This is a genomic window from Mycobacterium kyorinense (genome assembly GCF_002101735.1).
GTDB classification, from domain to species: domain Bacteria; phylum Actinomycetota; class Actinomycetes; order Mycobacteriales; family Mycobacteriaceae; genus Mycobacterium; species Mycobacterium kyorinense.
Genome location: NZ_LQPE01000015.1, coordinates 17,407 through 31,864, shown reverse-complemented (window position 1 = coordinate 31,864; position 14,458 = coordinate 17,407). Strand labels below are relative to the sequence as shown.

At 68.0% G+C, this 14,458-nt stretch carries 7 protein-coding genes; 5 read left to right on the top strand and 2 right to left on the bottom strand.

From position 1 onward, the window contains the following. The first annotated feature begins 1,058 nt into the window (after positions 1-1,058). The 3 genes from AWC14_RS02785 (at position 1,059) to AWC14_RS30055 (ending at position 4,642) form a co-directional block, all read left to right on the top strand. Positions 1,059-2,006, top strand: a complete 948-nt coding sequence (locus AWC14_RS02785; RefSeq protein ID WP_085240985.1) for a DUF4192 domain-containing protein — start codon at positions 1,059-1,061, stop codon at positions 2,004-2,006. Positions 2,007-2,453: 447 nt separating this feature from the next. Then, entirely contained in the window at positions 2,454-3,500 is a 1,047-nt protein-coding gene (locus AWC14_RS02780; protein ID WP_085240983.1) for a DUF932 domain-containing protein, read from the top strand. A 395-nt stretch (positions 3,501-3,895) separates the two neighbouring features. Next, positions 3,896-4,642 (top strand): DUF3846 domain-containing protein, encoded by a 747-nt coding sequence (locus AWC14_RS30055; protein WP_158089863.1) that lies wholly within the window; start codon positions 3,896-3,898, stop codon positions 4,640-4,642. 417 nt (positions 4,643-5,059) lie between these two features. On the opposite strand, the gene AWC14_RS27940 is transcribed toward AWC14_RS30055, so the two are convergent. Next, positions 5,060-5,569 carry a hypothetical protein gene (locus AWC14_RS27940; RefSeq protein ID WP_142281532.1) on the bottom strand — a complete coding sequence of 170 codons (510 nt, stop codon included), beginning with the start codon at positions 5,567-5,569 and terminating at the stop codon, positions 5,060-5,062. Between the two features lie 239 nt (positions 5,570-5,808). On the opposite strand from AWC14_RS27940, the gene mobF reads away from it, so the two are divergent. Beyond that, positions 5,809-11,595 carry a MobF family relaxase gene (mobF, locus tag AWC14_RS02765; RefSeq protein ID WP_085240977.1) on the top strand — a complete coding sequence of 1,929 codons (5,787 nt, stop codon included), beginning with the start codon at positions 5,809-5,811 and terminating at the stop codon, positions 11,593-11,595. A gap of 222 nt (positions 11,596-11,817) precedes the next feature. Here the strand turns inward: mobF and AWC14_RS27935 are convergent, their stop codons facing one another. Next, on the bottom strand, positions 11,818-12,060 hold the full coding sequence (locus AWC14_RS27935; protein WP_142281531.1) for a hypothetical protein: 243 nt from the start codon (positions 12,058-12,060) through the stop codon (positions 11,818-11,820). A gap of 256 nt (positions 12,061-12,316) precedes the next feature. On the opposite strand from AWC14_RS27935, the gene AWC14_RS02760 reads away from it, so the two are divergent. Further along, positions 12,317-14,455: a site-specific DNA-methyltransferase gene (locus tag AWC14_RS02760; protein WP_249026297.1), complete on the top strand. Its 2,139-nt coding sequence runs from the start codon at positions 12,317-12,319 to the stop codon at positions 14,453-14,455. The last annotated feature ends 3 nt before the right edge of the window (positions 14,456-14,458 follow it).

Here is a 14,458-nt window from a genome sequence, read left to right as displayed (position 1 = left end):
GCGACCAGTATGACCCGACAGGCGCAGCGTTCGAATCACCGTCGAACCGCCGGCCACGATTACGGGTCATCTCTTAGACCGCACTCCGGCCGGTCCCCTCACGATTCACATTGGGGGCCGGCCAGGGGCCCCCCGTGCGGCTCTCACAGCGATCCTCGCGCGGGCGGCGGCGCACCAGGTGCGGCCGCCGTCATTCGGCCTTCACGGCCGAAACCAGGCCCCAATCACCTTAAAAGCCGTCAGCGGGGTCCGCAGCGTACTTCGCGTCCGGCCGCAGTCAACCCTCCCGGCGTGCCTGGTGTCGGCGGCGGAGGACGTTTGGCGCCCAACCATGCTCGCTGCCGCTCGCGGGCGCCAAACCCGCCGACACCAGCCCCGCCTCCCGGGTGGACAACACGGCCGGCCACTCAGTGACCGCCGCCCCAGCGCTGACACCCAGCGCACAACAACACCGAACGGAGCATGACCATGACCGACACCCGCACCCAACGCGAAACCGAGATCGCCGCCGACCTGATGCTGGCCGACACCACCACCGACACCGACGTCCCGTTCTAAAAACCCCCGACCCCGGCCGGGTCCGCCTACCACAACGGGCCCGGCCCCTGCCCGTATCGCCATCAACCGCTAAGCGTGCGCTTCGACGTCGGCCTCGGCCCGACCTGACCCACGCCCCCTGACCCGGCCGACCTCGACCGCACGGGGTCGGCCGGCCCCCCCTTTTTTTGCTTCCGGGGTCCGGTAAGTGGGCGGCGGCGCACCAGGTGCGGCCGCCGTCAGTCGGCCCCTGCGGGCCGAAAATCCGTAGCCACTCACCAATTTCTCGTCAGCGGTGCGGCCAAGCGTACTTCGGTGCTGGGCGCAGTCAACCCTGCCAGGATCGCCGGCGCCGGCGGCGGAGGACTTTTGGTGCCCAACCCTGCTCGCTGCCGCTCGCGGGCACCAAAACCGCCGGCGGTCGGCGACCTTCCCGGGTGGACAACACGCCCAGCCCCTCAGCGACCGCACCACAGCGCTGACCAGCGCACAACAAACACCAACCCGAACGGAGAACAACCATGCCCGACATCAACATCGACGACCCCGCCTCGATCTTGTCCGCGATCCCGGCCGTACTGGGCTTCCACCCGCAAGCCAGCATCGTCGTCATCTTGATCAGCGCCGACAACGGCGCCGAATCCGTGCACAGCATGTTGCGTTTCGACATCGACATCAACGCCGCACGCAAACTGACCACCGTGGCCGCCCCGGCGTTCCGTAACGTCGCGGCCGCCATCCTCGTCGCGATCTGCGGCGACTGGATCGCCGGACACGCCGCCACCGTCCTCGACGTCGTGCGCGACAGCCTGGCGCAGCTGAACATTGCCACCCGCATCCGGCTGACCACACCCACCCTCGACCAGCCCGCCCACTGGACCAACATCGACGCGGCCACCCGCGGCCCGGTAACCCCCTTCGACCGCACCGCCTTTGCCGCCGAAACCGTGTATAGCGGCAAGCGGATCGCGACCAGCCGCGACGAAATCCTCGCCGAATTCACCCCGGCCACCAACCCGGCGCCGATCCTGCGGGCCGCCCCCGCCGACATCGTCGTCGACACCTTCGAGACCGTGGCCGCCATCATCTCCGGCACCGCCCGCCTCGAGCGGCATTCCGACCTGGCCACCCGCGTGGCCATCCTCATCACCGATGTCCGGTTGCGCGACGCCGCGCTGCGGATGTCCATCGACCACGCCGACGCCGCTGCTGTCTTGTGGACGCAGCTGGCCAACCACCTCACCGGCACCGCCCGCATCGACACTCTCACCCTGGCCGCCGGCTGCTACTACGCCGCCGCCGACGGGGTGCGCGCTGGTATCGCTCTCGACGTCGCGGCCACCGAAGCCAACGCGGCCCACCTCGACTACCCCCAGCTGGCGCAGATGCTGCTCTCAGCGCTACAAGCCGGCCTGCCGCCCGCCCAGATTCGCGCCGCCCTGGCCGCCGCCGGTCACCGCGACACCTGACCGCCGCGCCACGGCCCCCCCCGGGCAGCGGGGTGGGCCGTGGCGCCTACTGTCAACATCGGGAATCCCCGCCTCGCTTCACCACCCCCTGGAAGCGGTGCGGGGGTTTCCCTTTTTTTGCTTCCGAAAGGTGGGCGGCGGCGCACCAGGTGCGCCCGCCGTCAGTCGGCCCCTGCGGGCCGAAAATCCGTAGCCACTCACCAATTTCTCGTCAGCGGTGCGGCCAAGCGTACTTCGGTGCTGGGCGCAGTCAACCCTCCCAGGATCGCCGCCGCCGGCGGCGGAGGACTTTTGGTGCCCAACCGTGCTCGCTGCCGCTCGCGGGCACCAAAACCGCCGGGCGACGGCGACCTTCCCGGGTGGACAACACGCCCAGCCCCTCAGTCACCGCGCCACAGCGCTGACACCCAGCGCACAACAACACCGTTACCGAAAGGAAGCACCACCATGGCTCACGAACTCGACTCCACCAACAACATCTACTCGTTCGCCAACGCCCGCACCGACCACTGGCACCGGCTCGGCCAATCCGTCGGCCACGTCATGACCGCACGCGAAGCCCTCAACGCCGCCCACCTCGCCGGCTGGAACGTCCGAAAAATGGCCTTGCAGATCCCCCAGCAGCCCATCATCACCGACGACGGAGTCATCACCCCGGCGCCCATCCCGGTGCCCGACTTCTACGCCACCGTGCGCACCAACCCCATCAACGGCGGCATCGACGTCCTCGGCGTCGTCGGCAGTAAGTACGAGCCGATCCAAAACGAGGCATCCTGCGATCTGCTCGACGCCCTGGTCGATCAGGCCGGCGGAGCGCACTACGAAACCGCCGGCGCACTGCGCGGCGGCCGCGAAGTCTTCATCACCATGAAGCTGCCCAACACGATGGTGTTCGACGGTGTCGACGGCTCCAAGGACCGCACCGATTTCTACATCGCCGCGCTCGGATCACACGACGCCAGCAGCGCCTTTCGTCTGCTGGTCACTCCCGTGCGGATCGTGTGCGCCAACACGCAAGCCGCCGCCATCGGCAGGGCCAAAGCAAGTTTCAGCATCCGCCACACCGGTGGCGCCAAAGTCGCCATCCAGCAGGCCCGCAACGCGCTGAAACTCAGCTGGCGTTACATCGAGGAGTTTGAAACCGCCGCGGCCGCACTCTACGCCCAACACATGGACGATCAGCAGATGCGTCAGTTCGCTCACGACCTCCTCGAGGTCGACGCGGCCGACAGCGATACCCAACGGGCTAACCGCCGCGACAAGGCCAGCGGAATCGTCAAACTCTGGACGAGCTCGCCGACCATCACGCCGATCGCCGGCACCCGCTGGGCGGCCTACAACGCCTTGACCGAGTTCGAGGACCACATCGTCCCGGTACGTGGCGCACGCACCGCCGCGGCGGCCAGCGAGGTCCGCGCGCTGCGCAACATCAGCAGTGCCGCCAGCGCGCAATCCTTGAAAGCCCGGGCGTTCCGGATGCTGCAAACCCTCTAACCGCGCCATCCTCATCACCCGGGAGCCCGGCCGACCTCGACCACACGGGGTTGGCCGGGCCCCCCTTTTTTGCTTCCGGAAAGTGGGCGGCGGCGCACCAGGTGCGACCGCCGTCATTCGGCCCCTGCGGGCCGAAAATCCGTCGCCACTCACCAATTTCTCGTCAGCGGTGCGGCCAAGCGTACTTCGGTGCTGGGCGCAGTCAACCCTCCCAGGATCGCCGGCGCCGGCGGCGGAGGACTTTTGGTGCCCAACCGTGCTCGCTGCCGCTCGCGGGCACCAAAACCGCCGGCGGTCCGGCGACCTTCCCGGGTGGACAACACGCCCAGCCCCTCAGTGACCGCACCCACAGCGCTGACCAGCGCAACCAATCACCTACCCGAACGGAGAACAGCATGACCGCACAACTGCAGGCCCTCATCGTCCACCCTGGGCACCGCAGCCATCCCGGCAGCGGTGTGCGCACCATCACCGGCGACCTGCCCACCCTTCAGGGATTAGTCGGCGGCCACATCGAAGCCGTCTACGGCTACCGCACGCCGGCCGGCGCCGACACCGACCGGCCGCGGATCATGTTCGTGCTCAACAAGGCCGCCAACCGTAAGCGGCGGTTCCTCAACCGCGTGACTGCCAGAAACGTTGCGACGCTGCCGGAGAACGGCCTTGCCACCGCGCTGTGGTGGCACTACAACCGCGACGCCATCGGCGCAGCCGTTCTTGTCGGCCCGGTCGTCATTGTCGGCGGACCCGACAACAACGGGGACAACACGGCGCTACCGGCGGACGTTGTCGGCGTCTACACCGACCTTCGTCGACGGCAGCTACTACACCGGATTGGCCTACTAGCCGCCGACTCGCCGGGGTCCGGCCATCGCAGCGCCACTGCTGAGCGGCCGGACCCCGGCGTTTGTTCTGCCGGCCACGCCCGGCCGGGCGACATCACCACAATGTCGGTTGCGCTGCGCCCAGCAAGGCCGCCTCCACGCCGGCGGCGTCCCAGCCGTTTCGCACCGCATCCCGTAATGCCACCGCGCGCTCGCGCCGGGCCCGCACACCGTGCTCGCCTCGGCGCACCGCGCGCCGGCCGCCGCCACGCCCGGCGCGCCCCATCATCTCCATGTTGTCGCGCTGCGATCCGCTAAAGACATGCACCAGCCCACCGCCACCCGACGGGCCAACGCGCACGCACGCGGTGTTGTTGCAGCCGTGCAACGCTTTGACCCACGGCTCCAACACATCCCCACCCATCGAGGCGGCCAAGGCGTAGCGATGAGCGCGCACCATGATCCGCGGCCCGCCGCGATACAGCCAGAATCGGCCATAACCATCTGACCCCAGCGCCGAACACCAAATCGCGCAATCATCGGCGCCCGGTCCCCGCACGACACACGACTCAAACCGCGCCAGCTCCGCGGCATGAGCAACCGGATCGACAACCAGCCGTAGCGGTCGCCCAACACCCATGGCAGTCCACATCTTTCGCCGCTCACCGCGGCCGTTTGAACGGGCCGCGCCCGCCACCATCATCGCGGACAGCTATGACAACGAGCGTGGGGCCGTCAGCTCGCCGCCGGCCCCACGCTCACCCGCCCACTTGTCGATAGTTCGCCGGCAACCTCCGCCGACGCCGCCGTCTGCTGCTGCGCCGACCCCGCACGGTCCACCCCGCCGACCTCCGGGCCCGCCACATCTGCTGTGCGCGGCACCGATTCGCTTTCCGCGGCAGGCCCGATCGCCTCCGCTTCGCGGATCGCGTCACGAACCGCCTTCTCGCTCAGCCCCGTCATCGCCGCGATCTCCCGCAAGCTTTCTCCGCGATCACGCATCGCCCGCAGCGCCAGACCACCGTACCGCACGAAACCGCTCCGGCGCTGCCGCGCCTGCACCCGCAACGCCTCCTGCCGCTCGGCCAACCACTCATCCACGCCCTCAGCACGCTCACGCGCGTTGAAGAACCTCGCCAAATCCTCCACATTCGCGCGTTGCCGCGCCGCCAAGGCCGCCGCCGCAGCCGCGGCCGCTTTCCGCGCGGTCTGCCGCGCGTGCTTACTGATCGCCGTGTTCGCCATGCCGCTCACGTTAAAACACCCCAAACCCCCTACGCCGCACCCCAATTCAAAAATCTCACCACAACCTCCCCGCCCATGCCCGCACCCGACCACTCACCGCACATCACACACCAACTTAGGCCACCCTTACCTACCCCACTCACCGCACATCACACCTAGTGCATACAGGTCACGGTTTGATAACGGACGTGGCGGGGGCCGATGAACGCACGCGAAGCTGCCCACGTGATGTCGCGGTGATGGGTCTGCACAAATTGACCGCCGGCGACGGGTACACCTACCTGATCCGCCAGGTCGCCGCCGCCGATGACACCAACCGGGGCCGGGCCAGCCTGGGCGACTACTACAGCTCCAAAGGCGAAACCCCCGGTCGCTGGATGGGCCGCGGACTGGCCGCGCTCGGCGCGCCGGCAGGCCGCGACGCGGCCGATCCGCTGGTCGCCAAGCTGTGGGGAGTTCCCCAGGGCTCCCAAGTGTCCGAAGCCCAGATGAAGGCGCTGTTCGGAGAAGGGTTGCACCCCAACGCCGATGCCATCACCACCCACCTGAGCGGCCACGGTGTTGCCGCCGCGGGCGCTGTCGCCGCTGCCCGGCTCGGTCGCCCGTTTCGTCTCAACGTCAACGAAAACGAGTTCACCCGCCGACTGCGCGCCGCCTACCGCGCCTACAACACCGCGCTCGGCGACGAGCCCGCCGCCCCACTCGAGCCCGAGGTTCGCGCACAGATCCGCACCGCGCTGGCCCGTGACATGTTCACCGAAACCTACGACCGCCCACCGGCCGACGAGCGGGAACTGTCCGGCTATGTGGCCCGCAACGTGCGCGCCCAAACCACCGCCGTGGCCGGCTACGACCTGACGTTCACCCCGGTCAAATCCGTGTCCACACTGTGGGCGCTGGCCCCCCGCGCGATCGCCGAACAGATCGAGAAATGCCACCACCAGGCGGTCGCGGAAACCCTTGCCTGGATTGAAGACAACGCCACCTTTTCCCGGATGGGAACCGATGGCATCGCCCAAGTCGACACCACCGGTTTGATCGCCGCCGCGTTCACCCACCGCGACTCACGCGCCGGGGATCCCAACCTGCACACCCACGTCGCGATCAGCAACAAAGTCTGCGCGATCGGCCCCGACGGGATAGCGCGCTGGCTGGCCCTCGACGGCCAACCGCTCTACAAAATCAAAGTGGCCGCCTCGGAGTTTTACAACACCCGCATCGAGGCGCTGCTGATCAAGACCATTGCGGTCGCGTTCGCCGAATCAGCACCCAAACCCGGTAAACGGCCCGTGCGCGAAATCGTCGCCGTCCCCGCCCAACTCAACGACCACTACTCCTCACGCAGCGCGGCGATCGAGGCGCACGTCGGGGATCTGGCCAAACAATTTCAGCGCACGCACGGCCGCGAGCCCACCACCGTGGAGATGCTGGCGCTGTCCCAGCAAGCCACCCTGGATACCCGCGACGGCAAGCACGAACCGCGCTCCCTGGCCGAGCAGCGCCACGTCTGGCGCGCTCAAGCCATCGAGGTCCTGGGCAGCAACCGCGCAGTGACCGCGATGGTCACCGCCGCCACTTCCCAACCCATTCCACAGCGGGTCGCGCCCACCGCCGAATGGGTCGACACCGCGTCCCGCCGACTGCTGGCAACGCTGGCCGAAACACGGGCTACCTGGCAGCCCAACCATGTGCGCGCCGAAGCCCAGCGCATCCTGCGCTATGCCGATCACCCCGGCGGCCCCGAGCTCGTCGACCGCATCGTGGCCGCCGCCCTCGACCACAGCATCGCCTTGACCAGCACCGCCGACACCGACAAAAACGAGCCCGCTCTGCTGCGCCGCCGCGACGGGCAAAGCATCTACACCCGCCACGGGCTGGCCACCTACACCAGCGCCGACATCCTGGCCGCCGAGCGGCGCATCCTGGCCGCCGCCGGCGCCCGCGGCGGGCACACCATCAGTGAGTCGGCCATCGGGTTGGCGCTGCTGGAAGCCCACGCCAACACCGGCCTAGACCTCAACGACGGGCAAAAAGCGTTGGTGCAGGCGATGGCCACCTCCGGGGCGCGGGTGCAGCTTGCGCTGGCCCCGGCCGGGACCGGGAAAACCACCGCGATGGCCGCCCTGGCGGCGGCCTGGCGCAACGACGGCGGCACCGTCATCGGGCTGGCCCCCACCGCCGGAGCCGCCGAAGTGTTGGCCGCCGACCTCGACTCCCCCACCGACACGCTGGCCAAACTGGTCCAGCTCACCGACACCCGCGCCGGCACCCCGGCACCGGCTGATGACCCCGCCCGCCAATGGTTTAACACCATCGGCCCCGACACGCTGATCATCCTCGACGAAGCCGGTATGGCCTCCACCCTCGACCTCGACACCCTTATCTCTTATGCGCTGGCACACGGGGCCAGCGTGCGTCTCGTCGGCGACGACCAGCAGCTGTCGTCGATCTCGGCCGGCGGTGTGCTGCGCGATCTGGCCGACCTCTCCCACACCGTCACCTTGAGCACCGTGGTGCGCTTCACCCACCCCGAAACCGGCCAGGCCGAAGCCGCCGCCAGCCTCGCATTGCGTGTCGGTGACCCCGCCGCCATCGGCTTCTACATCGACCACCACCGCGTCCATGTCGGCGCGGACAAGACCGCCGCCGACATGGCCTACCAGGCGTGGGCCGCCGACCTGGCCGCCGGGCGTGACTCCATCCTGCTGGCCCCCACCAACCCCCAAGTCGCCGAACTCAACGAGCGCGCACGCCTGGACCGTGTGCGCCGCGACGCCGCAACCAACAAACCCGGCTCGACGGCCACCATCACCTTGTCCGACGGGCTTACCGCCTCAGAGGGTGACTGGATCGCCACCCGCAGAAACGCCCGCTGGCTGCGCACCGCCGCCCATGGTGTGTGGGTCAAAAACGGGCACCGCTGGATCATCCGCACCGTCCACGACGACGGCTCACTGACCGTGATCCCGTTGCGCGGCAAAGCCACCCCGGTGCGCCTACCGGCTTGGTACGTCACCACCCACACCACCCTCGGTTACGCCTCCACCATCAACGCCGCCCAAGGCATGACCGCCGGCGGCCGCCACACCGAAGGCACCTGCCACACCGTCATCTCCGACCACCTCACCCGCCAGCAGCTCTACGTCGCCGGCACCCGCGGATGCACCGAAAACCACTTCTGGGGCTCCACCGCCGAAGCCGACCCGCACCGCATCCTGACCCCCAAAGCCACCCACCCACCCACCGCGGTCGACGTGCTCACCGCGATCCTGCGCCGCGACGGCGCCCAACAATCCGCCCACAGTGTGGCCGCCGCCGACACCGACCCGGCCGCCCGGCTGCACCGCGCCGCCGCCATGTACGCCGACGCGCTGGCCACCGCCGCACAACACCGCGCCGGCGCAGCCGTCATGGCCGACATCGACGCCTACGCAACCCGATTGGGTATCACCGAGGCCCAAGCCTGGCCCGTGCTGCGCCGAAACCTCGCACTGCTCGCCATCGCCGGCGACGACCCCCTCAACGCACTCCAACAGGCCGCAGCCACCCCGTACCACGACGCCGCCGACCCCGCCGCCGTCATCGACTGGCGCCTACCACCAGGACCCGTCAACCCCGACAACCCGGCCCCGCTGCACTGGCTGGCACCCATCCCCGACGCGCTGCGCCACGACCCGCAATTCGGCCCCTACCTGGCCGGGCGCGCCCAGCTCGTCACCGACCTGGCCGACCAAATCCGCGCCACCGCCCACACCTGGCAGGCCGACACCGCACCGCTCTGGGCGCGCCCCCTGCTCGGCAAGCGGCCCGGGCTGCTCGCCGAAATCGCGGTATTCCGCGCCGCCCACGACGTCGACCCCGCCGACACCCGCATCACCGGGCCCGAGCAATACCCGACCCGTTCGGCGGTCGTCCAAAACGCCATCCACGCCCGCCTAGACGCCGACCTCACCCGTGCCAGCGCCCACGCCGACACCTGGCGCGCCCTGGCCGCCCGCCACGACCCGCACATCACAGCAGACCCGTTCTGGCCCCAACTGGCCGCCCACCTCGACGACGCCGCACGCGCCGGCGCCGACATCCCCACCCTGCTCACTGACGCCCTCGACCACAGCGGCCCGTTACCCACCGAAATGCCGGCCGCCGCCCTGTGGTGGCGCCTCGCCGGCACCCTGGCGCCAGCCAGCCTGCAGCGCCGCGACACCACCCTGCGGCCCCCGTGGACCGACCACCTGCATCACCTGTTCGGCACCGCTATCACCGAAATCATCCTCACCGACCCGGCCTGGCCCGGCCTAGTCGCCGCCGTCACCGCCTCCGGCTGGCCACCCGCCGACCTGCTCGCCGCCGCCAGCGAACACCTGCGCGACCTGGCCGACCTCGGCACCCCGCCCCGCCCCGACCAATACGCCCAACTGCTCACCTACCGCATCGAACTGCGCGCCCAACACGCCCCCAGCCCCCATGAACAACTCGCCGCCTACAGCGCCGACGTCGCCGACGCCGGCGAGCTCACCGAACCCCCACCAGACCCGCTCGACCACCACCTCGACGACCATGACGAACTGGGCGGACTGGACTTCACCGACCTGCCCCGCCAGCGGCCCGCGACCATCCCCGGCGGCGCCGGAATCGACATCGCCGCGCTGCGCGCCCGCCGCGACAAGGCACACAAACATGCCCGCCAACTAGCCACCGACATCCTCTCCGCCCAGGGGGGCCCCGCCGAACAGGCCGCCGCCGACCAAATCGCCCAACTGCGCCGCCGACTCGCCGCCCAGCGACCCCACCACCAAGCCCTAGCCCGCGCTCACGCCGCCTGGGTACAAGCAGAAGACACCGCCGACCTACACCACCAACTGCTCACCCAACTCGCCGCGGCCGCCACCGCCGCCACAGGCCGCGGCGACCACACCACCGCCGCCGACTACCACCACCAACACCAACAGCTCACCGAAAACACCCCCCGCGTCACCGCCGCCGTTGACACCGCCCGCCAGCGCCTCGACACCGCCAGAGCCGACCTGCTCGGCGCGGTCGGCGGCCTGGAAAACCTCATCACCGAACAACGCATCCACGCCGTGCGCGCCGCCGCCCTGGCCGCCGACACCAACGCCCTCAACGCCGCCCGCGCCCTCGCCCGCGACCTCGACGAGCAACTCATGCGCGCCGAAGCCGCCGCCGCCCGCGCCTTCGCCGACCGTCCCGCCCACGCCTACCAACTGACCACCGCAGAGCTCGACGAACTGCGCGCCGAGGTCGAACTGCTCCACGCCGCCGAAGCCGCCAGCCCCGCCGCCGCCTACCCCCGGCCCGACACCGCTCTCGCCACCCTGGACCCCGCGCAGCGCCGCGCGGTGACCGCCCTCACCAACGGCCCGCACAGCCTACAAATACTGCACCTACACCCTGGCGCGGACAAAGACGCCGCCCTGCACGCGATCGCCGTCACCGCCCACCACCACGGCCGGCGCGTCCTCGCCCTCCCCGCCCGCGCCGACAAAACGGGCAACCAGCAGCAGTCCTACGCCGACACCACCGCAACCCTCACCAACACCCGAACCCACCTCGACGACGGCCGATGGACCCTGCCGCGCGGCACCATCCTCGTCGTCGACGACGCCGACCACCTCACCCGCGAACAACTGCACTGGATCGCCGCCACCGCGGCCAACGCCAACGCCAAAGCCGTCCTCATCACCGGCGACCACCCACACACCCAAGCCACCGCCGCCGCCGTGCTCGACACCTACCTCCCCCACGTCCAACACCTCGGCACCCCACCCCCAAACCAACACCGCACCGGTCCAACCACCGCTATCCAGCGAGTCGAACACCACCTCGCCGCCGGCACCCACCCCAACACCCCCGAACACGAACACGCCCGCCACCTCCTCGGCCAACGCGACCGCATCCTCGACCGCATCCGCGACACCATCACCGCCACAGCACAACTCGACGCCGATGCCTACCAACACCACGCGCGCGAACACGAACAGTCCACCGACGCCGGCCTCGAACTCTGAGCCAACGCTGTGCGAGCCGCCCCACCGTGTAGTTTCACGGGCGAAAAATTTCCCCCGGTTTTCCCACACACCCCCACGCGGTTCACCATCCGCCGAGAGGGTTCCGACTTTGGTGCAGCGGACTGCCGATGGCGAATTTCGCCGCCAAAACCTACATCGCCGTGATCGACGGTCATCTCCATCGAGGAGGCTCGCGCGCTCGGCGGGACTGTCGCCCAGGCGTTAAAAGGACCCGGCGCAGCCGCCGCCGGCCCACGTCTGCTGGTCGATAAGACGCTGGAGCCGGTTAGCGAGGCGCCGCTGACCGGATGCCGTGGCATCGAGGGCGCCGCGAATCTCGGCAAACCCCCGATCAACCAGTGCGACCGGACCTATATGGCTGCAACGGCGCGGCCAAACATCGAAATCCTTACCACGGTCGGCACGATTCCATGCAAGGTTTTCAGGCAAGGCGACGCTGGTCACGATCCACCATCGTGCTGCCACGCACCGGCCCCCGTCGAATCTGCGGGCCGGGGTAATAAGCACTCTCTCTGCACCACTAACGACTGCACGACATCGTGCGCCAACGGGACCGCATCGGCCAAGACTGGTCCGGATCTCACGAGCGAGAGGTGACTTAGATCATCTCCTCCATACACCCGAGACCCACATCGTAGGGTTGCGGATGCGGGGTTGCCGATGCGGGAGGTGGTAGCGGAGAGTGTCACGTCTAACGGACTTGATCAGTGCCGCTCGCGACCTCGACACTCAGCTTGGCGCCGACCTGACAGCCGAGTTCAAGGCGTTGTCCGAGCGTCTGAGCTACGGCCTCAACTTCGAGCGACACCGGCCCGAGACGGTTGAGCTGCCAAAGCGCCCCATTCGCCGTGGTGACAAGGTCCGCGTCCTGCCGCCCCGAGGCTCCCGGGCGAAGGGCGATGCCCGGCTATGGCTCGTGAAGAAGGTCGAGAAAGTCAGAACGAAGCGAAGAGCGCACGTCGAGACGATCTCGACCGCTGAGCCCGAAAGCAAGGCCGTCGACTGCGCAGATCTTGTCGTGGTGGCCGAGTTCCGCGACACGATCTACCCTGGCCTGGCTCCCACCGGCAAGGTCGAGCACGGCAGTGATAAGCCCTACCACACGGTGATCAACGGGGAGAATTATCACGTCTTGAAGGCGTTGACCTTCACTCATCGCGGCAAGGTTGATGTCATCTATATCGATCCGCCCTACAACACGCGCGACAAGGACTGGAAGTACAACAACGACTTCGTTGACTCGAAAGACATTTACCGCCACAGCAAGTGGCTGGCCTTCATGGAGCGGCGGCTCAAGCTGGCCGGGGAACTGCTGAACCCGCGCGACGCGGTGCTCATCGTGACGATCGACGAGAAAGAAGTCCACCGGCTGGGGCTTCTCCTTGAGCAAGTATTCCCCGAGGCACGAATCCAGATGATCTCGACGGTCATCAACCGCAAGGGCGTCTACCGGGATGCGGGGTTCCGGCGCGTCGACGAGTACATCTACTTCGTCATGTTCGGGACGGCGGCACCGGCCAGGATGCAGCTTGGGGCGGATTGGGCGTTGTCGGTGAAGGAGGCGAAGCAGCAGAAGCAGGTTCCCAGAGCTAAGACCATCAAGCCAGACTGGACATCGATGATGCGCCGTGGGTCGGAATCAGCCAGAACCGATCGTCCAACGATGTTCTATCCGATCTACGCCGACCCAACCAGCAGGGCGATCGTCGAAGTCGGTGACCCGCTGCCCGAAGGCGTCCACAAGGCACCCAGGAAGAAGGGCCTTGTCCCCATACTTCCGTTGCGCAGGAATGGGGCTGAAGGTCGGTGGCAGATTGGTATCCCTGAGCTATTGACCCGCATGGAGCAAGGCCGCGTACGACTGGGAAACAAAACCGCGTACGGATACGTCGTGAACTACCTTCCCGACGGCGCGTACGCCGATGTCATGTCGGACAAGTTCGAGATTGAGGGCTACGCACCGGACGGCTCCCTGATCGCGCGCGGATACGCCGACGATGAGGACGATGACCGGGTGCCACCGTCGCAATGGAACATCGCTGCGCACAATGCATCCGAGTACGGTTCTACGCTACTTGGTTCGCTCATCCCGGGGCGGAAGTTCCCTTACCCGAAGTCCCTCTTTGCGGTAGAGGATGCTCTGCGCTTCTTCGTGGCTAACAAGCCGCAAGCCGTGATCGTCGACTTCTTCGCCGGTAGTGGCACCACTACACACGCGGTGATGAGGCTCAACCGGCTTGACGGTGGACGACGCCAGTCGATCATCGTGACCAACAACGAGGTCAGCGCCGAGGAACAAGCGGCATTGCGCAAGCAGAAGCTCCGCCCAGGTGACAGCGGGTGGGAGTGCTGGGGCATCTGCGACTACATCACCAAACCTCGGATCGAGGCAGCGATCACCGGAAAGACCCCAGAGGGAAAGGTGATTGAGGGAAGCTACAAGTTCGCTCCGGAGTCCAAGATCTCCGATGGGTTCGAGGAGAATGCGGCGTTCTTCACCCTGACCTACGAGACTCCGATCAGCATCGGCCACCACCGTGCCTACGCGCAGGTTGCGCCGCTGCTGTGGCTCCGGGCCGGGGGCGTTGGACGCTGCATCGACCCGATTCCAGAGACTGGCTGGGACATTGCCGAGACTTACGGCATCGTTGTGGACCTTGACCGCTCAGCGGACTTCTGCGAAGCCATCAAGAAGGCCGAGGGACTCCGTATCGCCTACGTCGTCACCGACGACGATCGTCGGTTCCAGTCGGTCGCTCGTCATTTGCCCGACGCCTTGGAGGTGGTTCAGCTCTACGAGGACTACCTACTCAATTTCCAGTTCACGAACGGGGACTGACGA